The organism is Mesorhizobium sp. P2_E10 (assembly GCF_056404235.1).
The window spans coordinates 775,845-799,268 of record NZ_JBFUEK010000002.1; the positions used below are offsets into that span (position 1 = coordinate 775,845).

22 protein-coding genes are annotated in these 23,424 nt (G+C 61.8%); 13 read left to right on the forward strand and 9 right to left on the reverse strand.

What is annotated here, in order from left to right; all coding sequences use genetic code 11:
* The first annotated feature begins 47 nt into the window (after positions 1–47).
* Both AC1D0N_RS08550 and AC1D0N_RS08555 read left to right on the forward strand, forming a co-directional pair.
* Positions 48–446 (forward strand): GFA family protein, encoded by a 399-nt coding sequence (locus AC1D0N_RS08550; protein ID WP_477242982.1) that lies wholly within the window; start codon positions 48–50, stop codon positions 444–446.
* Between the two features lie 116 nt (positions 447–562).
* Complete coding sequence (locus AC1D0N_RS08555; RefSeq protein WP_477242983.1) at positions 563–760, forward strand: hypothetical protein; 198 nt, start codon at positions 563–565, stop codon at positions 758–760.
* Between the two features lies 1 nt (position 761).
* Here AC1D0N_RS08555 and AC1D0N_RS08560 read toward each other — a convergent pair whose 3' ends face one another.
* Positions 762–1,676 carry a hypothetical protein gene (locus AC1D0N_RS08560; protein WP_477242984.1) on the reverse strand — a complete coding sequence of 305 codons (915 nt, stop codon included), beginning with the start codon at positions 1,674–1,676 and terminating at the stop codon, positions 762–764.
* 420 nt (positions 1,677–2,096) lie between these two features.
* Here AC1D0N_RS08560 and AC1D0N_RS08565 point away from each other — a divergent pair, with 420 nt between their 5' ends.
* Both AC1D0N_RS08565 and AC1D0N_RS08570 read left to right on the forward strand, forming a co-directional pair.
* Positions 2,097–3,155 (forward strand): glycoside hydrolase family 25 protein, encoded by a 1,059-nt coding sequence (locus AC1D0N_RS08565; RefSeq protein ID WP_477242985.1) that lies wholly within the window; start codon positions 2,097–2,099, stop codon positions 3,153–3,155.
* Between the two features lie 165 nt (positions 3,156–3,320).
* On the forward strand, positions 3,321–3,824 hold the full coding sequence (locus AC1D0N_RS08570) for a DUF2314 domain-containing protein (RefSeq protein ID WP_477242986.1): 504 nt from the start codon (positions 3,321–3,323) through the stop codon (positions 3,822–3,824).
* A gap of 29 nt (positions 3,825–3,853) precedes the next feature.
* Here the strand turns inward: AC1D0N_RS08570 and AC1D0N_RS08575 are convergent, their stop codons facing one another.
* Complete coding sequence (locus tag AC1D0N_RS08575) at positions 3,854–4,768, reverse strand: LysR family transcriptional regulator (RefSeq protein ID WP_477242987.1); 915 nt, start codon at positions 4,766–4,768, stop codon at positions 3,854–3,856.
* Between the two features lie 104 nt (positions 4,769–4,872).
* Between AC1D0N_RS08575 and AC1D0N_RS08580 the strand changes: the two genes are divergently transcribed.
* From AC1D0N_RS08580 to AC1D0N_RS08600, 5 genes are all read left to right on the forward strand, one after another.
* Positions 4,873–5,046 (forward strand): hypothetical protein, encoded by a 174-nt coding sequence (locus tag AC1D0N_RS08580; protein ID WP_477242988.1) that lies wholly within the window; start codon positions 4,873–4,875, stop codon positions 5,044–5,046.
* A 45-nt stretch (positions 5,047–5,091) separates the two neighbouring features.
* Positions 5,092–5,700, forward strand: coding sequence for a class I SAM-dependent DNA methyltransferase (locus tag AC1D0N_RS08585; protein WP_477242989.1), 609 nt, complete (start codon positions 5,092–5,094; stop codon positions 5,698–5,700).
* Positions 5,701–5,807: 107 nt separating this feature from the next.
* On the forward strand, positions 5,808–6,245 hold the full coding sequence (locus tag AC1D0N_RS08590) for a VOC family protein (RefSeq protein WP_477242990.1): 438 nt from the start codon (positions 5,808–5,810) through the stop codon (positions 6,243–6,245).
* Between the two features lie 142 nt (positions 6,246–6,387).
* Positions 6,388–7,362, forward strand: coding sequence for a DUF3592 domain-containing protein (locus AC1D0N_RS08595; protein WP_477242991.1), 975 nt, complete (start codon positions 6,388–6,390; stop codon positions 7,360–7,362).
* 12 nt (positions 7,363–7,374) lie between these two features.
* A complete protein-coding gene (locus AC1D0N_RS08600) occupies positions 7,375–8,001 on the forward strand; it encodes a hypothetical protein (RefSeq protein WP_477242992.1) in 627 nt (208 codons plus the stop codon).
* Between the two features lie 57 nt (positions 8,002–8,058).
* Here AC1D0N_RS08600 and AC1D0N_RS08605 read toward each other — a convergent pair whose 3' ends face one another.
* The 3 genes from AC1D0N_RS08605 to AC1D0N_RS08615 are packed head-to-tail and all read right to left on the reverse strand — an operon-like array spanning position 8,059 to position 12,840.
* The gene (locus tag AC1D0N_RS08605) at positions 8,059–8,649 is read right to left on the reverse strand and encodes an ImmA/IrrE family metallo-endopeptidase (RefSeq protein ID WP_477242993.1); all 591 of its coding nucleotides are present in this window, start codon (positions 8,647–8,649) and stop codon (positions 8,059–8,061) included.
* The gene (locus tag AC1D0N_RS08610) at positions 8,639–8,989 is read right to left on the reverse strand and encodes a helix-turn-helix domain-containing protein (RefSeq protein WP_477242994.1); all 351 of its coding nucleotides are present in this window, start codon (positions 8,987–8,989) and stop codon (positions 8,639–8,641) included. Before AC1D0N_RS08610 ends, AC1D0N_RS08605 begins: the two co-directional genes overlap by 11 nt.
* Positions 8,990–9,018: 29 nt before the next feature.
* Positions 9,019–12,840: a vitamin B12-dependent ribonucleotide reductase gene (locus AC1D0N_RS08615; RefSeq protein ID WP_477242995.1), complete on the reverse strand. Its 3,822-nt coding sequence runs from the start codon at positions 12,838–12,840 to the stop codon at positions 9,019–9,021.
* Between the two features lie 732 nt (positions 12,841–13,572).
* Between AC1D0N_RS08615 and gltX the strand changes: the two genes are divergently transcribed.
* Positions 13,573–14,946, forward strand: a complete 1,374-nt coding sequence (gltX, locus tag AC1D0N_RS08620; RefSeq protein WP_477242996.1) for a glutamate--tRNA ligase — start codon at positions 13,573–13,575, stop codon at positions 14,944–14,946.
* Here gltX and AC1D0N_RS08625 read toward each other — a convergent pair.
* Positions 14,864–16,060: a DUF2865 domain-containing protein gene (locus AC1D0N_RS08625; RefSeq protein WP_477242997.1), complete on the reverse strand. Its 1,197-nt coding sequence runs from the start codon at positions 16,058–16,060 to the stop codon at positions 14,864–14,866. The two genes, gltX and AC1D0N_RS08625, sit on opposite strands and share 83 nt — an antisense overlap.
* A 209-nt stretch (positions 16,061–16,269) precedes the next feature.
* Here AC1D0N_RS08625 and AC1D0N_RS08630 point away from each other — a divergent pair, with 209 nt between their 5' ends.
* Positions 16,270–16,890, forward strand: a complete 621-nt coding sequence (locus AC1D0N_RS08630; protein WP_477242998.1) for a DUF1287 domain-containing protein — start codon at positions 16,270–16,272, stop codon at positions 16,888–16,890.
* A gap of 5 nt (positions 16,891–16,895) precedes the next feature.
* Here the strand turns inward: AC1D0N_RS08630 and AC1D0N_RS08635 are convergent, their stop codons facing one another.
* Both AC1D0N_RS08635 and AC1D0N_RS08640 read right to left on the reverse strand, forming a co-directional pair.
* Positions 16,896–19,220: an NADP-dependent malic enzyme gene (locus tag AC1D0N_RS08635; RefSeq protein WP_477242999.1), complete on the reverse strand. Its 2,325-nt coding sequence runs from the start codon at positions 19,218–19,220 to the stop codon at positions 16,896–16,898.
* 173 nt (positions 19,221–19,393) lie between these two features.
* Positions 19,394–20,173, reverse strand: a complete 780-nt coding sequence (locus tag AC1D0N_RS08640) for an SDR family oxidoreductase (RefSeq protein WP_477243000.1) — start codon at positions 20,171–20,173, stop codon at positions 19,394–19,396.
* A gap of 152 nt (positions 20,174–20,325) precedes the next feature.
* On the opposite strand from AC1D0N_RS08640, the gene AC1D0N_RS08645 reads away from it, so the two are divergent.
* Together AC1D0N_RS08645 and AC1D0N_RS08650 are read left to right on the forward strand one after the other, a co-directional pair.
* Entirely contained in the window at positions 20,326–21,108 is a 783-nt protein-coding gene (locus AC1D0N_RS08645) for a UDP-2,3-diacylglucosamine diphosphatase (protein WP_477243122.1), read from the forward strand.
* 127 nt (positions 21,109–21,235) lie between these two features.
* Positions 21,236–22,450 carry an MFS transporter gene (locus AC1D0N_RS08650; RefSeq protein ID WP_477243001.1) on the forward strand — a complete coding sequence of 405 codons (1,215 nt, stop codon included), beginning with the start codon at positions 21,236–21,238 and terminating at the stop codon, positions 22,448–22,450.
* Here the strand turns inward: AC1D0N_RS08650 and dgcA are convergent.
* Positions 22,421–23,404: an N-acetyl-D-Glu racemase DgcA gene (dgcA, locus tag AC1D0N_RS08655; protein ID WP_477243002.1), complete on the reverse strand. Its 984-nt coding sequence runs from the start codon at positions 23,402–23,404 to the stop codon at positions 22,421–22,423. The genes AC1D0N_RS08650 and dgcA overlap by 30 nt on opposite strands.
* Between the last annotated feature and the right edge of the window lie 20 nt (positions 23,405–23,424).

Sequence of the window (23,424 nt, forward strand, 5' to 3'; positions counted from 1 at the left end):
AATCCTGCCGTTACCTCTAAGCTTCCTCAGGGAAACGGAACCGGGCGATGGCTGGATATCAGGGCGGGTGCCTGTGCGGCGCGGTGCGTTACCGCACCGATGCTGCACCGATCAATGAACGCGTCTGCCATTGCCGGCTCTGCCAGAAGGTGATTGGCGCGGCCTTCAATGCCCGCGTGCTGTTTCGCGTCGACGATGTGACGATCGACGGGGCGGTGGCGACGGTCAACACCTCGCCCGACCTCAAGCGCGGCTTTTGCTCCAGCTGCGGCACGACGATGTTTTCGCGGCGCGAGTCCGCCGGCATCATCGGCATCACCACCGGCTCGCTCGACGATCCCAAGCTGTTCAAGCCACAGATGCATATGTGGACCGCCTCGAAGCAGCCCTGGGTGCAGCTCGACGACGGCCTGCCGCAATTTGAAGGCGCGCCGCCGCCGAACTGAATCGCATGACCAAAATTTAATCCAAATAGTCACGACATAGCCGGCAAAGCGTCATTGGCGGGCCATGATTGTCTCCCTATCTATCGGCTGCGGGCCGGCATTCGAGGAGGCGACGGATGAGCGACAGCATCAACACCCTGGATGAGCTTTTGAGCGATCCGATGGTCTTGCTGGTGATGGAGCGTGACCGCGTAAAACCCGAACAGCTGCGCATCTTGCTTGAACGTGCCCGTCGCCCCGCCGTCTATGGGCCGCTGGTGCCACCGGCGCATGTCGTCGCCAAGACCTGCCTGCAACAGTGGCTGGGCAGATAGGTCAGCCGGAGTTTGCCGGCAAATAGCTGTAATGGCTGCGGAAATAGGCCAGCTTGAAACCGAGCCGCGCATAGTTGCTATAGGCCGGACCGTCGCGGTCGGGGTGCGGCGCCTCGATGTCGGCGACAAACAGTTTCGCGCCGGCCGCAAGGCCGTCGCGAACCATGGCTTCGCCAAGCATGGCATCGAGATCGAAGCTTGGCGCCATGATGCCAGGCACCGGCGCGTCGATGCCGCTCCAGGCCGTGCCGTCAGCGCCGATGAACAGCGAGCGCACAGCCACGACCGCGCCGTCCCGCCGCGCCATGTAATGATGCCAGCCCTGTCGGCCGACCAGCGCCTTGAGCCACGGTGAGGTCGGCAGCCGGTACTGGCTGTCGATGAAGCCTGCCCATTCGCTTGCCGTTGCTTGCGTCACGCGCTCGACCGAAACGCCCTCGATCAGGAAGAGTGGCTCAGCCGCCAGAGGGGCTGCCTCGCGAAAAATCCGTTCCCAGCCGCTCAGGCGCTGCAGGCCGCGCGCCTCGAGCCAGCATCGGAGCGCAGAAGGCTCTGCGTGCGGATTGGCATAGAACCATGGCCTCGCAATGCCGGCGGCGCGGTAATGCGCCAACAGCGCGTCAAGCTGGCTCTCGGTGGCCGGGCCGGCGACACCGAAATTCTTCACGCAGTTGAAATGGATGAACGGGATTGCCGTGCAGGTGGTCCAGACCAGATTGCCGTCTTCGGCGATCGCCAGTCCGAGCCGCGCGGCAAAGTCGGCGGGAGCGGCGCGATAAAGGTCGAGCCAGGCATTGACCTCGGCGCGTTCGATGGCGCGGCTGAAATCGCGGGAGACGTCCTCCATCGCGATGGCCGGCTGATGCGGTTCCGGCAGGGCGACGGGTTGCAATTCGGACAGAGCGGCGGACGACATGGGCTTCCTCCCGATTCATTACCTTACGATGTAAGGTTAGCGCAGAGTAATATTAACACGGAAGTTGTCAAGCGGGATTGGGGGGCTCATCGGCCTCGATGCCAATGCCACCGCTGGAAATTTGCCGAGATGCGGGCGCCAGGCTCCCCCTTCTCCCCTTGTGGGAGAAGGTGGCCGAGCGAAGCTCGGTCGGATGAGGGGTGTTCCAGCTTGGCAATGACGGCGATCCTTCCAACACCCCTCAACCGTCTCGGCGCTGCGCGCCGATCCACCTTCTCCCACAAGGGGAGAAGGGAGAGCCACCTTATGGCTAATATTTGATTCAAACTTTGTTGGTAATTTCTCGTTAGTAATCGAAGCCAGTTTTGTCCGGCGGCGAATGTTGGCTTTCGGTCTGTTGTGTTCTGCGTACAGGTCCAGATGCGGTTATCAGGCGTCGTCATTTTCTCGGTCGCGGCTTTGTGCCTTGCCGGCTGCTCGTCGACGGCAGGCGTCGATGCCTTGCAAATGCCGTCCAACGAAACCACCAGTTCGGTCGTGCGGCCAAGCGTGCCGGTCGCGGCGGCTCCGGTGGAGACGGCCATTCTCGCGCCGATGCGGTCCGATGCGGCGACCGACAATGCGCCACCCTTTTCCATGGTTGAGGAAGAAGAGGCCATGATCGCGCCTTCGCCGGCGCCGCAGGAGAGCGCCGAACCGCAGGCCGAGCCCATTGCCCTGATGTCGCCGCCGAAGCGGCTGAGCCGGGCGGCACCCGCGATGCTGGCCTCGCCGGTAACACGCTACGGCTTTCGTGACGCCAAGCCGATCAATTTCGGCAAGGTATCGCCAAGGCGCCTGGCCGTTCACGGCGTCGACATCTCGCGCTGGCAGGGCAACATCAACTGGGACAAGCTGCGCGCACAGGGTGCCAACTTCGCCTACATCAAGGCGACCGATGGCGGCGACCATCTCGATCCGATGTTCATGAAGAACTGGCGCAATGCCGATGCCGCCGGGCTGAAGCGCGGCGCCTATCATTTCTTCTACTGGTGCCGCACCGCCGGCGAGCAAGCCGACTGGTTCATCCGCAACGTGCCAAAAATGGATGGCGCACTGCCGCCGGTCATCGATGTCGAGTGGAATGGCGAATCCAGCTGCAAGCGGCGCCCGTCGCGCGAAAAGGTGCTGGAGAAGATGCAGGTGTTCATGGACAGACTGGAGCGCCACTACGGCCAGCGGCCCATCATCTACACCAGCCCCGATTTCTACCGCGACAATCTGCAGGGCGCCTTCCTGGATTACCCGTTCTGGCTGCGTGCGGTGGCGCGGCATCCCTCAAAAGTTTATCCCGGCCGCAAATGGCTGTTCTGGCAGTATTCCGGCTCCGGCCTGTCGCACGGCGTGAGCGGCCGCATCGACCTCAATGTCTTCCATGGCGACGAAAATGCCTGGCGCGCATGGGCGGGCGGGCGGCAAATGGTGGCTGACGCCGACTGAACGCCTCGCGACGCAGGCTGATGACGGCAGCGCCCGCGCCGGCGGCCCTATGGTCGCCTTGGCTTGAATTTACAGCGTTTCGCTAACGATCCGCTCACTTTGTCCTTTAGCGCTATCGCAACAGCCTTCCGGTAACGTGCCCGTGATCGGGTTTCGGAGGGATCAATGCGCAATCCAGTCGTGGCAATCGCTGTTGTGGCCGGCGTCGGCTACGGGTTTTTCAACTCGCTCGCCCACATGCCGGGCACCGACACCTCGCTGGCGGAGTCGAAGCAAAACGTCGTCTCCTATTCCACCGAAGACAAGGCGATGCAGGCCGCCAAGAAGAGCGGCCGCTCGACGCTGCCGCGCTTCCACCAGCTGATCGCCGCCGGCACGCCCGGCACCTACACGGTGAAGTTCCCGCTGACGCAGAACGGCGCCACCGAGCACATCTGGCTGCAGCTGGTCGGCTACAGCGACGGCTCGTATATCGGCCTGCTCGCCGATGTTCCGGTCAACGGCAACAAGTACAAAATGGGCGACCGAATGACCGTGGCCGAGGCCGACGTTGAGGACTGGATGGTCAAGGACGGCAACGTCATTTATGGCGGCTACACCACACGTCAGGCGTTTGCGGATATGCCCAAGGAGCAGGTCGCAAAGTACGGGCTGACCTTCAAGGATTGAGGCGGCCTTTCGCAGCGCGCCCTGAAGGCCTATCGGGCCGCGCGCGTCTCGCGCTCCCTTATATCCGCCGTCTGGGCCAGCACCCAGTCGCGGAACACCTTGATCTTGGGTGTGTTGCGACGGCTTTCCAGATGCACCAGCCAATAGCCGTCGCCGTCGGATCCGACGATGTCAAAGGGCTGTATCAGCTGTCCCTTCGCCAGCAGGGCGCTGTAGAGGTTCTGGGTGAGGATGGCAGCGCCCTGATCGGTGATTGCCGCCATCGCATCATAGGCCTGCCCGCCAAGCGCCGGACGCGCGATGACACGATCGGGATCGAAGGGCACGCCGGCTGCTTCGAACCAGATTTTCCACCAGGGATCGTCAGGGCCGCACAGCGGCACCTTGTAGAGATCCTCGGGGTGGTGAATGCCACCGACGCTCGCGGCCAGTCTTGGACTGAGCATCGGCGTGTAGTCCGCCTTGAACAGATAATGGGCGGTCAGGCCGGGCCATTTACCAGTGCCGGTGCGAATGCCGATATCCATGTCCTCGCGCGTGAAATCGACCAGCCGGGACGATGTATCCACCTTCACGGCAAGATCGGGATGCATCAGCTGAAATGTTCCGAGCCAGACAGCCAGCCAGTTCGACGCAAACGTTCCCATCGTCGTGACGGAAAGCACCCCGGTCGCTCCACCCTTGGTGGCGAGCCACGCATCCGCCAAAGCTGAGAATGCGCCGGTTGCCAGCGGCGCCAGTTGTTGTCCGGCCTCCGTCAGGGCGATCTGCCTTGTTTTCCTTATGAAAAGCGGCGTTCCGGCGCGTTCTTCCAACAGCTTGATCTGATAGCTGGCCGCCGACTGGGTCATGCCGAGTTCTTCGGCCGCCTTGGTGAAGCTGCCCAGCCGCGCTGCGGCCTCGAACACCCTGATAGCGCCTAATGGCGGCAGCTCCCAACCCATGACGCATCAATCCTCCTGATGCATGCTACGCGACGTTCGATTGGAAACCAAGACCGGAAAACGGCATGCTCAGGTCATCAGATCGAACCCTGGAGGATATGGCAATGACCACCACCATCGCTCTTTACAACTCGCTTCGTCGTCCGATGCTCGGCCTCTTCACCGCTCCGTTCAGGCCCCGCAAGCGTGGCCTGCTCGACCACCGCGGCTTGTCGGACCACTTCCTGCGCGATATCGGCATGCTCGACGGACATGTTCCCAATGGCAGCATCCGCTGAGGCAAATCGGGCTCATTGACCGACGTAGAATGCAAGGGAGGGAAGATGAGCGCGTCATCGGAGGATCTGGCGAAGAGCCGGCAAACGATCAGTACCTATGAGGACTATGCGGAACGCTACGATGCCATCGTGCGGCATGTTCCTAACGAGAGAGAGCAGGCATCGCTGAAGCGCCTTGTGGCGCTCGCCGGCACAAGCGGCCAGATTCTGGAAGTCGGGTCAGGAGCGGGATACGACGCGGATTTTCTGGAGAGTTTGGGCGCCAAGGTTCGGCGCACCGACGCAACCAAGCGGTTTCTCGAGCTGCAGGCCGCACGCGGCAAGCACGGTGGGCTGCTCGATCTCATCACCGACGATCTCGGCGGCCCTTACGACGCGGTCCTGGCCCTGGCCGTCCTGATCCATGTGCCGCGCGCCCAGACCGACCAGGTGCTTGCCAAGATAGCCGGATCGCTGCGACCTGGCGGCGCCTTCCTCGTCTCGATGCGCAATGGCGATGGCGAGACATCAGGCGAATATCATACGGTCTACTGGCGCAGGGACGACTTCGCGGCCCGTATCGAAGCCGCCGGGCTGGTTCTCATCAGGGACGATTTCAACTTGGGACGCGGCAGCGACGAATGGAACACGTTCCTGGCTGTCAGGCCGTCATGACGCGGCATGGGCTTTGCTTCTGAGAGACCGTTTGAAGACGGTGTGGCGGTTTGAGGCAGTCCATGGTTCAAGCTTCTGATGTGGACAGCAGCTTGGAGATTGGAAACATGGCGCTCAAGCGGATGGATAACGTAGGAATCGTCGTCGAAGACCTCGCGGCGACGATTGATTTCTTTCGCGAACTCGGCCTCGAACTCGAAGGGCAGGGCACGATCGAAGGAGAATGGGCCGGACGTGTCACTGGACTGGGCGATCAGCATGTCGAGATTGCCATGATGCGCACACCGGACGGCCACAGCCGGCTCGAGCTCTCCCGCTTCCTCAGGCCGCCTGTCGTCGCAGATCACCGGAACGCCCCGGTAAACGCCCTGGGCTACCTCCGCGTCATGTTTACCGTGGACGACATCGACGACACGCTTGAAAGGCTCAGCAAGCGCGGCGCGCAGCTCGTCGGCGAAGTCGTCCAGTATAAAGACGTGTATCGGCTCTGCTACATCCGTGGGCCTGAAGGGCTTCTCATCGGACTCGCCCAGGAACTCAGCTGAGCGCAATACGAGCGCGCCCGCGCCGTCTGTTAGAGATCTCCACGGTCGGCCGCGTTCTCCCCAAGCACCAGGTCGCAAATAGACATCGGCTTTGCCTTGATGTCTATTTGCAGCTCCTGCACCCTTGGGCATCGGAGGCGAGTTGGAGATCAAATTTCTGCTGGTCGGCTTTGCCTGCGTGATCGCCGGCGTGTTGTCGCTTATCACCTTCGTCAAATGGCGAGAGGTGCGGGCAATGAGCCACTGGCTGCCGACGCTGGGAAAGATCATCTCGTCGCGAGCCGAGGCACGCAAGGTGAGGGTCTCGGGCGTTGGCGTGGACAGCAACGATGCCACAGAAGTCCGCAATTTTCCGGCAATCACCTTCGAGTACAAGGTGGGCGGCAAGAAATTTCGCGGCTCGCGCTACAGCGTGAAGGAGAATCTGGGGAATTTCGAAGTCGCCGAAACGCTTGCGCAGTTTCCGAGCGGCGCCGAAGTGACCGTCTTCTACAATCCGGCCGATCCGAGCAAAGCCGTGATCGAGCGCACCCTGCCGGATGGCGCCTTCAAGTTCATGGTCAAGCTTTCGGCTGGGCTGGTGATCGGCGCGGTGGTGCTGGTGTTTTCGCTCAGTGGCGTGCTGGACGCGATCAGACCGCATCTGCCCAAGCCTGAGAATCTCGGCCCAGCCGTGCTGCTGCTGTTCATCGGCCTGTTTATCCTGCTCATGGGCTTCGCCCATAAAGTGATCGCCCGGCGGGCGAAGAAATGGCCGGTCGCCACTGGGCGCATCGACGCGTCGGGCTTGGAGGCGCTCCGCGCCCATGGAATCTATCGAAGCTGGCGCACCGTCTTCCGGTCTCGCATCGTCTACAGCTATAGCGTCGCCGGCCAGAATTACAGCGCCGACCGCGTCACCTTCGGTGCCGGCGTGACGGCGTCGTTGCCCAGCCTCGTCAGCGGCCAGGCGCGGCGCTATGCCGAGGGCAGCAAGGTCGATGTGCACTATGACCCCGCCAACCCGGCCTCGGCCGTGCTCGAATGCCGGGTGCGCGGGCTCTGGCTGCTGTGGGTGTGTGCCCTCGGTTTTGTTGGTGGCGCTGCCTGGTTGGTTGGGCTGCTGCCTGCACTTTGACAGGATGCAGTGATGAATCACGCCATGAGATCGATCATCTGGGCCAGCGCCCTGGTTGCCTCCGCTACACTATCCGCCGCAGCACGCGCGGACGAGCCGCCGCCATCGCGCCCGCCGATCGACAAATGCGTCTGGGAAAATCTGGCCGACAAGACGATCGGGCTGGCCGCCTGGGTTCAGCGCTTCGATTTCGGCTTCCGCCAGATCCATTTCGAATTCGTCGGCAACGCACTCGCCATCAAATACAGCGATGGCAGCGCGCTCGATCCGCTGGTCGAACTGTTCGACATCACATCAGGCGAAACCGCCGACGCTGCAATGCTATGCCTGCTGCGGGAAAAGACCGACAAATCAGTCAGCGCCCGCTGCGTGCTCACCTACATCGGGCGCACCGTGCCCGCCGGCGTCAAACGCTACACATTCAGCCCCGACGCCGCCTACGCGAAAGAGCTGAAGGCGCTCGCCAACGATGACGTCCCCCAACCACCCTGCGGCAACTGGGGCGAAATGCCGGACGGCATCCAGTATTTCGATTTCGAAGTACCGGCGGATGAGGGGAGGAAAGTGCTGTTCGTGCGTGCAGGCCAGGACGAGCCATTGTTTGACGAGCAGACCCTGCGGGTGTCGCCGGCGGGGTAGGTAGGCCAATACCTAACCAATCTCGGTTTCACTTCGGTGACCATCGCACTAGTCACACTAAAGCTCGCCAATATACCTCTTAACAGCCGCTGGAAGGTAGCGACGATCTCGCCGCGCGCGTTGCTCTAACTGTATCTTGGCAGCTTGGTAGGAAACGCCACATGCCGTACTCAAGGCAATAGGACAACTAAAGCTTTCAACGATCCATTGTGGCATCAAAAATGCTGCCGCAAATTTGTCAGCCTGTTTTTCCGTGCTGGCATAAGCTGGCAAATCTTGCATTTTTTTGTACTGTTCCGGAGCGCGAGCCAGCGGCACCGCAGAGTCGTGCAGCATCAAGTGTCCAAGTTCGTGAGCAAAAGTCCACCTCGCCCGGCCGTCCCGCTTGATAGCGGACATGTAAACATTCTCTCGAACTACGATCGTCGGAGGTTCAAACTCGGTGTAAGCCTCTATGCCATCGAGTATTGACGCCGTCTCAATCACCAGAGAAAAAGGTGGATATACAACAGGTAGGACATTCTCAACGATCTTAACGACGTCGACAGAATGCAAGTACGGCTCTATGCCAAACGCCTCGCGCCATGCATACGCGATCTCGGCGATGCTTTCGTTGCTAAGTGGCTTTGCAAAGTATTCATCCGGCATCTGGCTTATCTCTGGCTTTCAATCCTAGGGAGCGAATCTGGACCGGTGTAAGCGTATTCATCTTTTTTCTGTAGAGGCGAGCGTTTCCCTCACTTATTGCTGTTGCGATGCGAGGTGTGGCAAATGCACTCCTTCTCAATTCTTGGTGTGATATAAAGTCAGCCCCAATCCATCTGGCAAAGTTGTCAATGTAAGATTGATCCGGATGACGTATGCCGGTTTCCAGTTTGGAGATATCGCTTGCAGAAATCTCTAATGCTTCCGACTGGTCAGCCATAGTAAGTCCCTTGTCTATCCGCAACCTGCGCGCAAGTATACCGAACTTACTTAACGTGGGCATGTACTTATTCTTTCTCTTGATATTTTCTACTAACTGCAGCCACTAGTGGATCCGCATGTGTCGCACTTCTCGCAAGTGCCATTTCTGACCATAGTAAAGTTCTGACATTCAGAACACATGTTCCCGGTGTAACCTTGGGCCAAAGATTGGCGGCGGCGCGACGCGGCTAGAGCTTTAGCTGTTAGCGCATCCTTGTGTGCCGAATCCGAGAATAGACGGTCAATGTCGCTATCATCCGCTAAAGCATCAGCTCCCTCTTGATCGCTTTCAAGCCCAGTTTCAAGGTCTAACTCCCTCGACTTTTCTTCATAGTCTCGCCTAAATGCAGCTGGCTCCTCGTTTAAAACTGATACCACGGCTAAATTAGCCGAGGTTCGATATAGCCGAACCGGTGAGGATCCTCCTGACGGACGATCAGATTCTGGACGTGAGTCACTTTGGACGCCTCCAAAGCCTTTCGGTTCGGCGCCCATGCCTGATACAAGCTTCACTGGTGAGGCGCCCCGAGTAAGGCCTTTGGAGAACGGTGTCATTTTACCTTCATTGATGCCGCGACCGAGCGATGTCTTATCGAAGTCCGACTGGTCGACATGGGCAAGGTCGTGGCGGCCGAGATAGGACACGGCGAGTTCACGGAACACATAGTCGAGGATCGAGGTGGCATTCTTGATGGCGTCGTTGCCCTGCACCATGCCGGCCGGCTCGAACTTGGTGAAGGTGAAGGCCTCGACAAATTCCTCGAGCGGCACGCCATATTGCAGGCCGAGCGAAATGGCGATGGCGAAGTTGTTCATCATCGCCCGGAAGGCAGCACCTTCTTTGTGCATGTCGATGAAGATCTCGCCGATGCGGCCGTCGTCGAACTCGCCGGTGCGCAGATAGACCTTGTGGCCGCCGACAACCGCTTTCTGGGTATAGCCCTTGCGGCGGTTCGGCAGTTTCTCGCGATCGCGGTAGAGGCGTTCGATAACGCGTTCGACGATCTTCTCGGTGACCTGCACGGCGCGCTGTGAGGCGGGCGCCGCGATCAGCTGCTCGATGGCATCATCCTCGTCCTCCTCGCCATCGGCGAGCAGCGAGGCATTCAGCGGCTGCGACAGTTTTGAGCCGTCGCGGTAGAGCGCGTTGGCCTTCAACGCCAGCTTCCACGACAGCATGTAGGCGCCCTTGGCGTCTTCCACCGTCGCGTCGTTCGGCATGTTGATGGTCTTGGAGATGGCGCCGGAGATGAAGGGCTGTGCCGCCGCCATCATCTGGATGTGGCTGTTGATCGACAGCGAACGCTTGCCGATCTTGCCGCACGGGCTGGCGCAGTCGAACACCGCGAGATGTTCAGCCTTCAGGAACGGCGCGCCTTCCAGCGTCATGGCACCGCAGACGTGAATGTTGGCAGCCTCGATGTCTTTCCTGGAGAAGCCGATCGCCGGCAGGATCTCGAACGAGAAATCGTTGAGCTGCTCGTCGGTGAAGCCAAAGGTCTCCTTCACCCAGTCGGCGCCCAGCGTCCACTGGTTGAAGACGAACTTGATGTCGAAGGCCGACTTCAGCGCCGCATTGAGCGCCGCGATCTTTTCATCGGTGAAGCCCTTGGCCTTGAGCGAGCCGGGGTTGATCGCCGGCGCCTGGTTCATGTTGCCGTGGCCGACCGCATAGGCCTCGATCTCGGCAAGCTGTGCTTCCGAATAGCCAAGCGTGCGCAGCGCTTCCGGCACGGCGCGGTTGATGATCTTGAAGTAGCCGCCGCCGGCGAGCTTCTTGAACTTCACCAGGGCGAAGTCGGGCTCGATGCCGGTGGTGTCGCAATCCATGACCAGGCCGATCGTGCCGGTCGGCGCGATCACGGTCGCCTGCGCATTGCGGTAGCCATGCTCCTCGCCGAGTTCGATGGCGCGGTCCCAGGCAGCCTTGGCGTGCTCGACAAGCTCCTGCTGCTTGAGGTCGGAAGCGACCAGCGGCACCGGGTTGACGGCGAGCTTCTCATAGCCCTGCTTCTCGCCATAGGCGGCACGGCGGTGATTACGCATGACGCGCAGCATGTTCTGCGCGTTGCGGTCGTAGTCGGCGAAGGCGCCGAGCTCGGAAGCCATCTCAGCCGAAGTGGCATAGGCGATGCCGGTCATGATCGCGGTGAGGGCGGCGCAGATGGCGCGGCCTTCGTCGGAATCATAGGGAATGCCAGACGTCATCAGCAGGCCGCCGATGTTGGCATAGCCGAGGCCGAGCGTGCGATATTCGTAGGACTGCTTGGCGATCTCTTTCGACGGGAACTGCGCCATCATCACCGAGATTTCGAGAACGATGGTCCACAGCCGCACCGTGTGCTCATAGGCGGCGATGTCGATCGTGCCGTCGGCGTTGCGGTAGGGCAAAAGGTTGATCGAGGCGAGGTTGCAGGCCGTGTCGTCGAGGAACATGTATTCCGAGCACGGGTTGGAGGCCCGGATCGCACCGGCCGAAGCGCAGGTGTGCCAGTCGTTCATCGTCGTGTTGAAATGCAGGCCTGGATCTGCGGAAGCCCAGGCGGCATAGCCGATCTTTTCCCACAGGTCGCGCGCCTTTAGCGTCTTCAGCACCTTGCCGTCCTTGCGGGCGGTCAGGTGCCAGTCGGCGTCCTGTTCGACGGCGCGCAGGAAATTGTCCTTCAGCGACACCGAATTGTTGGAGTTCTGCCCCGAAACCGTGAGGTAGGCATCCGAATCCCAGTCGGTGTCGTAGGTCTTGAACGACATCGAGGTGTAGCCCTGCTTGGCGAACTGGATGACGCGGTAGATGTAGTTCTCCGGCACCGCGTTCTTCTTGGCCGCCTTGATCTCGCGCTTCAGCGCGGTGTTGATCGACGGGTCGAAGCAATCGTCGTCATGGCCTTCGCAGTTGATGCAGGCCTTCATGATCGCTTCGAGGTGCTTTTTGACGATCTTCGAGCCGGTGACCAGCGACGCCACTTTCTGCTCTTCATTGACCTTCCAGTCGATGAATTCCTCGATATCGGGGTGGTCGGCGTCGACAATGACCATTTTGGCGGCGCGGCGCGTCGTGCCGCCCGACTTGATGGCGCCCGCCGCGCGGTCGCCGATCTTGAGGAAGCTCATCAGGCCGGACGAGCGGCCGCCGCCCGACAGCTTTTCGCCTTCGCCGCGCAGCATGGAGAAGTTGGAGCCGGTGCCGGAGCCGTATTTGAACAGCCGCGCTTCACGCACCCATAGGTCCATGATGCCGCCTTCGTTGACGAGATCGTCCTGCACGCCCTGGATGAAGCAGGCATGCGGCTGCGGATGCTCGTAGGACGACTTCGACTTGGTCAGCTTGCCGGTGAACGGGTCGACATAGAAATGGCCCTGGCTCGGGCCATCGATGCCATAGGCCCAGTGCAGGCCGGTGTTGAACCATTGCGGCGAATTCGGCGCGACGCGCTGCGTGGCCAGCATATAGGCGAGCTCGTCGCGGAAGGCGCTCGCGTCTTCTTCCGACTTGAAGTAGCCGCCCTTGTAGCCCCAATAGGTCCAGGTGCCGGCAAGGCGGTCGAACACCTGGCGGGCGTCGATCTCGGAGCCGTAGCGCTCGGCCTCCGGCAGTTTTGCGAGTTCGGCCTCGTCGGCAACGGAGCGCCACAGGAAGGAGGGAACGTCGTTCTCCTCGACCTTCTTCAGTCGTGCGGGAACGCCGGCCTTGCGGAAATACTTCTGCGCCAGGATGTCGGCGGCAACCTGGCTGAACTGAGCCGGCACATCGATGTTATCCAGGCGGAACACCACCGAGCCATCCGGATTCTTGATCTCCGAAAGCGCCTTGCGGAATTCGATCTCCGCGTAAGCCGATTGCCCTTGCTTGGTGAAACGCCGCTCGATGCGCATTGGTCCGATCCCTTTTGTCTATATATAGCGCTTTTCCCCAGGGATTTCTGCCCCCAATAGCGAAACGCGCAGTCCGCCGTTTGCCGGCGTTCGAAAACAGCCGGCTCTCCATTTCACAGTCTCCGCCGTCCTGCTGGTCAAAACTCCTTGCGAAGCGCCTGTCCAACTCTGCGACGAACCCTGCGGGTCCCTCAAAACTGATTTTTTGTCGATTCCCTCACCCGAGGGAAATTCACACTATCTAGCGTCGAACCTACCTGCAAACACTAAATATAGTGTTAACAGACAATTTATTCCAGTCCGACAATTCGCCCTATCGTCCCCCACGCCCCCACAATCCCAACGCTTCCGCCAGCCTCGTAAACGGGCGGAAATACGGGCAAAAACGCACATAATCCGGGAAAAAGACCGGGCTCAGAACTTTCCGGTCACGCTCTCAACAGGAACGCATGGCCTATAAAAGGCGACTCGTTTTGCGCCGTCAAGGATTCGTTTCTGAAGGTTTTATGACCCCAACATCTTGTGTGTCACATATGTGGATAACGGGGATAGATTGCCCCCTCGGGAAAGCCCGGTTTTCCCGGCGTACCACCATAGGTGGGCGATCCATCCGGGGCATGCACGGCCGCATCCAGTCCACAGCCTTTTCATTTCGGCTGGCATGTTCTATGTCTGGCGCCTCGCGCGGGGGCGCGTCTTGTCAACCATAAAAGCATCCGTTACGCCCCGCTCATGACAGTTACCGTCCGTTTCGCCCCTTCACCGACCGGCCGCATTCATATCGGCAATGCGCGCACCGCTCTGTTCAACTGGCTGTTTGCCATGAACAACAAGGGCCGCTTCATCCAGCGCTTCGATGACACAGACATTGCCCGCTCAAGGCAGGAATTTGCCGACGCCATTCTCTATGATCTGCACTGGCTGGGGATTTTCCCTGACGCCACCGAATACCAGTCGCGGCGCGTCGACGCTTACGATGCTGCGGTCGAACGGCTGAAGGCGGCGCGCCTCCTCTATGCCTGCTATGAGACGCCCGAAGAACTCGATCTGAGGCGCAAGGTGCGCCGCACGCGCGGCCTGCCGCCGGTCTATGGCCGGGAGGCGCTGACGCTGACGCCAAGCCAGATCGCCGAATACAAGTCCGATGGCCGCCGGCCGCACTGGCGTTTTCTGCTGCCCAATTTCACCAACGACCCTCAGCAGCCGGAACGCACCGAAATCCACTGGAACGATCTGGTGCGCGGCGAAGAAACCGTCGACCTCGCCTCGCTTTCCGATCCCGTGCTGCTGCGCGAGGACGGCACCTATCTCTATACGCTGCCATCGGTGGTCGACGACATCGAGATGGGTGTCAGCCATGTCATCCGCGGCGACGACCACGTCACCAACACCGGCGTGCAGATCGCCTTGTTCAAGGCGCTGGGTGCCGAGCCGCCGATCTTCGGTCACCACAATCTGTTGACCACGGCTTCGGGCGAGGGGCTGTCGAAGCGCACCGGCGCGCTGTCGATCGAGAGCCTGCGCGAGGATGGCATCGAACCGATGGCGGTAGCGTCGCTGGCCGTGCTCGTCGGCACCTCGGAAAATGTCGTGGCGATGCATGACATGCGGGAGCTTGCCGAGCGCTTTGATCCGGCCGCGACGTCAAAATCCGCCGCCAAGTTCGATCCGGACGAGCTTTTCGTGCTCAATCGCACGCTGCTGCACAAAATGCCGTTCGCCGAGGCGCGTGACCGGCTGGTGGTGTTCGGCATCTCCGGCGACAAGGCTGAAGCCTTCTGGCTGGCGGTGCGCGGCAATCTCGACACGCTGGCGGACGCCGTAAACTGGTGGCGCATCCTCGGCGAAGGCCCGCAGGAGCCGCCGGAGTTTTCCGGAGAGGATCGCGAGTTTCTCGAGCAGGCGTTCGAATTGCTGCCTGAGGAACCCTGGAACGGCACGGTGTGGAAGGATTGGACCGGCAAGGTCAGGGAAGCAACCGGCCGCAAGGGCAAGGCGCTGTTCATGCCGCTCAGGCTGGCGCTTACTGGACTGCCTTCCGGGCCGGAGCTTGCAGATCTATTGCCGCTCCTGGGTCGGGAAGGAACGCTGGCCCGACGACCCTGACCTTGCGCTGATCCGGCGGCAGCACTGACGACGTGACAGGCTTGGCGGACAGGCGCTTGATCACCTCGCGGTCGAGCCCGCCTTGCATATTGGCCAGCGTCTCCGGGTCGGCGCCTGGATCGGGCTTGGCGACCGGCACCGGAACGAACGACGTCGTCTCCGTATTGGCCTGCGACGGATCCGGCGGGTTGCCGCCGATGATGTCGAAATTCTGCGCAGCATTGCAGCCGCAGGTCGGCGGGCGCGGTATGTTGGTCTGCTTGTAGAGATAGGCTCTCGGCAACTCGCTATACGGCCTGCCAGTCACCGACGATGTCATGTTGGCCGAATCGTCGTCCATGCCACGCGAATAGAAAACCTGCATTTCGGTGCCCGGGCAGGCCGATTCGCAGTTCTTCTGGTCGCGTTCGAAGTCGCTCAGCGAGGCCGCGTTCGACATCGGGAAGAAATAGCCGTCGCATGTGCGCACGCACATCGTGTGGAACTCGCCGCCGACGCTGGGGAAATCCGGGACGCCGGGTTCGTTGAGCACCCGGCGGATGTTGCGCTCCTCGCCGGGATCGTCGGGTTGGTCGAGCGTGTCGACCGTATCGGATTGGTGGCTGCCGCCACCGAAAAGCTGCTCGAACAGATTTCCATTGCCACCGTCGCGGTTTGCCTCCTGGACGGGTGCGCGCTGCGGCGCAACGGCGTCGTCACGACAATCATTGGCGTCGAGCGCGGCCAGGATGCGGCTGCGGTCGCGCCGCGAACCGCCGCCGGCGAGCCGCGCGCGCTTGGCCTGCAAGGCGTCGAGATTAGCATTCATGCGCTCGATGGTGCCGTTGAGCGCGGCGCACTGGTTGACGTTGCGGGAAAACAGTGAGAAGCCGCAATTGGCATCGCTCGCCCGGCCGCGGACCTTGGCAAGCTGTTCGCGCTGCCGATCGATGGCATCATCATATCTTCGCAGGATCGCCGAGCCGCCGCCACCATTTGAAGCTGCCGCGAGTTCGGCCTCGAGCTGGCGACAAAGGCGCGATGCGGCCTGCGGCTCGGTGACAGCAATGGCAGACAACGCCAAGGCGCCAAGCAGCGCAGCAAGGTGCGTCAGCTTCCACCCTCCGCCCATCATTGCCCGAAACCTCGCTTGCTTGCCTGTTACGATGCTACCGGATTCGCGGTTAACCGTTCGCTCAAATCCACAACCAAAGATGGCCTTAGCCCATAGACGCGCCGGCGAAGATGTTCGGACAGACCTGCAATAGCGACTTCAGCACTGCATGAAAAAGGCGTATTCGCCCGGGAAAACTGCCGGGATCCAGCAAGGCCCGGAGGCTTGGCGTGAGCGCGATTACCCGTCGAGCCGCACTGCAGTTCGGGCTGTTGTGTTTGGTGACGCCCGTCGCCATGGCGCAGGAGAAACCCGACGCGCCGGGTTGGCGCACCAGACTGGTCGATGCCGCCCGGGAACAGATCGGCGTCACCACCCTCTACGATCCGACCTATGTCCGCATCGGCTATCCCGGCGGCGATGTCGCGCCGGAGCGGGGCGTGTGCACCGATGTCGTGGTCCGCGCCTATCGCCGCGCCTTCGATCTCGATCTGCAAAGGCTGGTGCATGAGGATATGGCGGCCAATTTCGCTGCCTATCCGAAGACCTGGGGGCTGAAAGCGACCGACCGCAATATAGACCACCGGCGGGTGCCCAACCTTGCTGTCTTTTTCGGGCGGCGGGGTGTCTCCTTGGCCGTCAGCCAGGATCCCGCCGACTATTTGCCGGGCGATCTCGTCACCCAGATGCTGGCACCCAACGTGCCGCACATCGCCATCGTCTCGTACAATCGTTCAGCCGCAGCGCCGGAAAGGCCGCTGGTCATCCACAATATCGGGCGGGGCGCCCAGGAGGAGGACACCTTGTTCGCCTTCGAGCAGACGGGGCATTTTCGCTTCGCGCCGGCCTGAGAGGTTCACCCCAGATCGACCACCGCTTGCGCCTTGTGGGCGGCTTCGACCACCGCCAGCGCCGTCATATTGACGACACCGCGCGAGGTCACCGACGGCGTCAGGATGTGCGCCGGTTTGTCTGTGCCGAGCAGGATCGGACCGACATGCAGCGCGTCCATCATCGTGCGCAGCGTGGTGAGCGTGATGTTGGCAGAATCGAGATTGGGGAAGACCAGCAGATTGGCTTCGCCCTTCAGCGGTGAATGCGGATAGACGCGCTGGCGCAGATGCTCAGACAGGGCCGAATCGGCATGCATCTCGCCGTCTGACTGCAGGTCGGGCGCTATCCGCGCCAGGATTGCCGCTGCCTGACGCATCTTCAAGGCGCTCGACGAATCGCGCGAGCCGAAATCCGAATGCGACAAAAGGGCGGCCTTCGGCTCGATGCCGAAGCGCTGGATTTCTTCCGCCGCCAGCACCGTCATCTCGGCGATTTCTTCCGCCGTCGGATCGACGGAGACATGGGTGTCGGTGAGGAAAATGATGCCGCGCTGCGAGATCAGCATCGAAAGTGTCGACAGGTCTCGGTCCCTGACGCCAGCACGTGGGCCTATGACGAGCGTCACGTTGCGCAAATGGCGCTCGAAACGCCCTTCGAGCCCGCAGATCATGGCATCGGCGTCGCCGCGCTTCAGCGCAAGTGCCGCGATCACCGTGTTGTCGGTGCGCACCATGGTGCGCGCGGCTTCCGTCGTCACGCCACGCCGTCCCGCAAGTTCGATCAACAGGTCGACATAGTGGCGATAGCGCGGATCGTCTTCGGGGTTGATCAGGCCGAAATCGACGCCCGGCCTGATGCGCAGACCGTAACGCTTCAGCCTGACTTCGATGACGTGCGGGCGGCCGATCAGGATCGGCTCGGCGATGCCTTCCTCCAGCACCACCTGGGCGGCGCGCAGCACGCGCTCGTCCTCGCCATCGGCATAGATGACGCGCTTGGCGCTCGACGCCTTGGCCGAGGAGAACACCGGCTTCATGACCAGGCCGGAGCGGAAGACGAAGCGGTTCAGCTTGTCGATATAGGCGGCAAAGTCGGTGATCGGCCGTGTGGCGACGCCGGTCTCGCACGCAGCCTTGGCGACAGCCGGTGCAATGCGCAGGATCAGCCTCGGATCGAAGGGCGAGGGGATCAGGAATTCGGGGCCGAAGATCGGCGTTTCGCCGGAATAGGCGCGCGCCGCGACATCCGACGGCTCTTCGCGGGCAAGTGCCGCGATCGCTCGCACCGCCGCCATCTTCATCTCTTCGTTGATGGCCTTGGCGCCGCAATCCAGCGCGCCGCGAAAGATGTAAGGAAAACAAAGGACATTGTTGACCTGATTGGGAAAATCCGAACGCCCGGTGCAGATCATCGCATCGGGGCGCGCCTCTCGCGCCGTTTCCGGCATGATCTCGGGATTAGGGTTGGCCAGCGCCAGGATCAGCGGTTTTGGCGCCATGTGCTGGAGCAGTTCCGGCTTCAGCACGCCGGCGGCGGAAAGGCCGAGGAAGACGTCGGCGCCCGGGATGACATCGGCCAGCGTGCGCGCCTCGGTGTCCTTCACATAGGGGTCTTTCCAGCGGTCCATCTCGTCGATGCGGCCCTTGTAGGCGACGCCGAAACGGTCGGTGACCCAGATGTTTTCGACCTTGGCGCCGAGCGAGACCAGAAGATTGAGGCAGGCAAGCGCGGCGGCTCCGGCGCCCGAGGTGACGATCTTGATGTCCGAAATGGTCTTGCCGGCGAATTCCAGGCCGTTGAGCACGGCGGCAGCAACGATGATGGCAGTGCCGTGCTGGTCGTCATGGAACACCGGAATGCCCATGCGGGCCTTCAACTGTTCCTCGACCTCAAAGCATTCCGGCGCCTTGATGTCCTCGAGGTTGATGCCGCCAAAGGTCGGCTCCAGCGCCGAGATCGTCTCGACCATGCGCTCGATCCCCGGCGCGTCGATCTCGATGTCGAATACGTCGATGCCGGCGAATTTCTTGAACAGCACCGCCTTGCCTTCCATCACCGGCTTGGAAGCCAGCGGGCCGATATTGCCGAGGCCGAGCACCGCCGAACCATTGGTGACGACGCCGACCAGGTTGGCGCGTGCCGTGTAGTCGGCGGCGGTCTCCGGATTGTCGCGGATTTCGAGGCAAGGGGCGGCCACGCCCGGCGAATAGGCGAGCGCCAGGTCGCGCTGGTTGCCGAGAGGTTTGGTCGCCTGTATTTCAAGCTTTCCCGGCGTTGGGTATTTGTGAAAGTAGAGCGCGGCTTCGTCGAGATCCGACCGTGCCGTCTTGTTGCTTTCGCCTTCCATGCCGGCCTCCCTGCAATCCTGCTTTGAAGCCTTTTAGCATGCGGCAGCGGTTTTTCGCGACGCCAAATGACGCATTCGCCGAATAGACCGGCGAAGCGTCAAAAATCAAGTTATCTCAGATGCTTGTGCTGAAATCCTGTCGAATGGATCAGGTCGCGCTCCGGGCCGCGCGATCAGAACGCGCTGACGTAGAGGCCGCCGTCGACCGGTATGTTCTGACCGGTGAGATAACCGGCATGGACCGAGCACAGGAAGGCGCAGATCTGGCCGAATTCCTCCGGCGTGCCGAGCCGCTTGGCCGGGACGTCGGCGCTGATGCGGGTCTTACGCGCCGCAGCGGCTGCCGGATCTTCCACGGTACCGGCCTCGTGCGGGCCGCGCAGCCGGTCGGTGTCGAGCTTGCCCGGCAGCATGCTGTTGATGGTCACGTTGCCGTCGACTACCGTGCGCGCCACGCCGGCCAGGAACGAGGTCAGCCCGGCGCGCGCGCCGGACGAAAGATCAAGCCCTGGGATCGGCACGTAGACCGACAGTGAGGTGATGTTGACGATGCGGCCGAAGCCGCGCGCCGCCATACCGTCGATCACGGCTTGCACCAGCTCGATCGGCGTCACCATGTTCTGGGTCACGCCTTCGAGGATCTTTTCGCGATCGAGCGTGCGGAAATCGCGCAGCGGCGGACCGCCATTGTTGTTGACCAGGATATCGGGATCGGGGCAGGCGGCAAGCAGCGCCTTCTGCACCTCCGGCTTCGAGACGTCGCCGACGATCTCAGTCACCTTGACGCCGAATCTTTCGCGCAGCTCCGCTGCAGTTCTGGCCAGCAGCTCGGCATTGCGCCCGTTGACGACCAAGTCGCAGCCGGCCTCGGCCAGCGCCATGGCGCAACCGCGCCCCAGCCCTTTGCTCGAAGCGCAGACAATGGCCTTCTTGCCGCGAATGCCGAGATCCATGACGAAATCCTCCAATTGATCGGCGGCAAGCTAGTCCTTTGGCTGGACCAATCGCAACCGTCATACGGTTGTTGCATGAATCGGGGCATAGCCTGCGCGAAAGCAACGGTGACAATCTGATGTCTGGCGAAGAGCCCCGCACTTTCCGCAGCATGTTCATCTCCGATATCCATCTTGGATCGAAGGCGGCCAAGGCCGAGTTCCTGATCGATTTCCTGCGTTACCACGACGCCGATATCATCTATCTCGTCGGCGACATCGTCGACGGCTGGCGCCTGAGACGCAGCTGGCACTGGCCGCAGAGCCACAATGACGTCGTCCAGAAACTGCTGCGCAAGGCGCGCAAGGGCACCAGCATCACTTACATCGCCGGCAATCACGACGAGTTCGCCCGCCAGTTCCAGGGCGTGCATTTCGGCGGCATCGTCGTTGCCGATCGCGCCATCCACGAAACCGCCGACGGCAGGCGACTGCTGGTCATCCATGGCGACCAGTTCGACACTGTCGTCCACAATGCGCGCTGGCTCGCCTATCTCGGCGACTACGCCTATGACGCGGCCATGCTGGTCAACCGGGTGGTGACGCGGCTTCGCCAGCTGCTGGGCCTGCCCTACTGGTCGTTTTCGTCCTGGGCCAAGGTCAACGTCAAGAAGGCGGTGAACTTCATCGGCTCGTTCCAGACCATGCTGACCGAGGAAGCGCGCCGATCGCATGTCGACGGCGTCATTTGCGGCCATATCCATCACGCCGCGATCGAAGACTACGAGGATGTGCAATACATCAACACCGGTGACTGGGTGGAAAGCTGCACGGCCGTGGTCGAGCATTTTGACGGCCGGATGGAAATCCTGCACTGGGCGCAGGTCCTGCCTGAAGCTCCGGATGAACCGTTCATTCCGATGCTCATCGACGACAGGGTGGTCGAGGCCGCCTGACGCGAAACGCGTTGCGGATTTCGGCGCCAATCGGTTGGTCCAGCCGGTTTCGTCCTGATTTCCTCCGTGTTAAGGGGTCTGTACGTTGCTGGCCGGCCGGTCGAATGCGGCGTAATTGGATCGATTCATGTCGCTGCCGCCGCTCTCGCCCGAACAGCTCGTCAAACCACGCCGTTTCGAACTGCGCATGAGCCTGATCTTCGCGACACTTTTCGTGTCGCTGGGGACGCATCTGCCCTATTTCCCACTCTGGCTGCAGGCGAAGGGTTTCCATGCCGGGCAGATCGCCGTCATTCTCGCCGCGCCGATGTTTCTGCGCGTGGTGACGACGCCGTTGCTGACCTCGCTGGCCGACCGGGCCAGGGACCGCGCCAATGTCTACATCGCGCTGGTGCTTGCGACGCTGGTGCTTTCCGCTGGTTATTTTCTCCCCGCCACCTACGCCATGGTGCTCGCCGTATCGCTGGCGCTGACCATCGTCTGGACGCCGCACTCGCCGATTGCCGATTCGCTGGCGCTGTCGGGCGTGCGCCGCTTCGGCTCGAACTACACCTCGATGCGCAAATGGGGATCGATCTCCTATCTGTGCGCCAACGTTGCCGGCGGCTTCATCCTGGCGGCAACCGGGCCGCAAGCCGTTCCGGTGATCATCTTCGTGGCGCTCAGTGCACAACTTGGCGCCGGCCTGCTGGCGCCGCGCCTTGGCCGGCCCCGCCGCGCGTCGCCGCTTTCGGCCACCGATATCCAGCAATCGGCGCCAAAGCTGCTCAACCCATATTTCCTGTATTTCTCCATCGGTGTCGGCACCATCACAGCCAGCCATGCGTTTCTCTACGGCTTTGTCTCGATCTACTGGAAATCGATCGGCATCAGCGATTCGGTCGTCGGACTGCTGTGGGCCTGGGGCGTGGTGTCCGAGGTCTGCATGTTCGTGATCTTCACCCGCGTTTTCGGGTCGTTCTCCGTCGTTTCGATCATGGCCATCGCCGGCATCGGCTCGGTCGTGCGCTGGGTCGCCTTTCCGTTGATCTGGCCGCTCGGCCTGGGCATTCCAGGGTTTTTCGGCGTTCAGACCCTGCACGCGGTTTCGGTGGCGATGGTGCTGATCGGCCTGCAGAAAATGATCGGCGAGACGGTTTCCGAAGAGCGCACCGGAGCCGCGCAAGGCATCGCCTACTTCTCCAACGGCTTCTTCATGGCAGTGGCGACGCTGGCGTCGGGTCCGCTCTACGACCGCTTCGGCGTCGATGGCTTCTTTGCCATGATCCCGATCGCCTTGATTGGACTGACGCTGATCGGCTTTGCCGCGCGCTCAGCCCCACAGCGCCGTATCGGGCGGTGATACCATCGATCCGCGGTAGACAAGACCGGGATCGCGGTCGCGGGCAAGCAGCAGCGGACCGTCGAGATCGACGAAGTCGGCATCCTGCGCCAGCAGCACGGCCGGCGCCATCGCCAGCGATGTCCCGACCATGCAGCCGACCATTACGCCGAAACCCAGCTCACGGGCGCGATCGCGAAGCATGAGTGCTGCGGTCAGCCCGCCCGATTTGTCGAGCTTGATGTTGACGGCATCGTAAAGGCCGACAAGTGCTGCGAGGTTTTCTGCCTCATGCACGCTTTCATCGGCGCAGATCGGCACGGGGTGCGCGATGTGGCGCAAGATGCCGTCCCGGCCAGCCGGCAGCGGCTGTTCGATCAGCGCAATGCCCAGCTCGGCGGCGAAAGCGAGGTTTGCGACGATGTTGTCGTCGGTCCAGCCCTCATTGGCGTCGAGGATGATGCGGCTGGCCGGTGCAGCGTCCCGGACCGCGCGGATACGGGCGACATCATTGTCGCCGCCGATCTTGACCTTGAGCAGCGGCCGCGCCGCATTGGCGCGGGCCTGTGCCGCCATCGCTTCGGGTTCGCCGAGCGACAGCGTGTAGGCCGTCTCAAGCGCCCGCAATGGCTCGCTGCAGATGCTTGCGGCCACCGTCTTGCCGCTGATCTTCGCCTCCAGGTCCCATAGCGCGCAGTCGATGGCGTTGCGCGCCGCACCGGCCGGCATCGCGCTGAGCAGGGCGGTGCGGCTGATGCCGTCCGCAATCGGCTTGCGCATGGCCTCGATCGCGTCGTGCACGCCCTCCATGCTCTCGCCATAGCGCTTGTAGGGAACGCATTCGCCGCGACCGCGTTGGGCGCCGTCGCCGATCGTGCAGGTGATGACCTCGGCCTCGGTCTTCGAACCGCGTGAGATGGTGAAGGTTCCGGCGATGGGAAAACGCTCGGCCTCAACCGAAATGACACGCGCCATATTTTTCTGCTCCGGCCGTG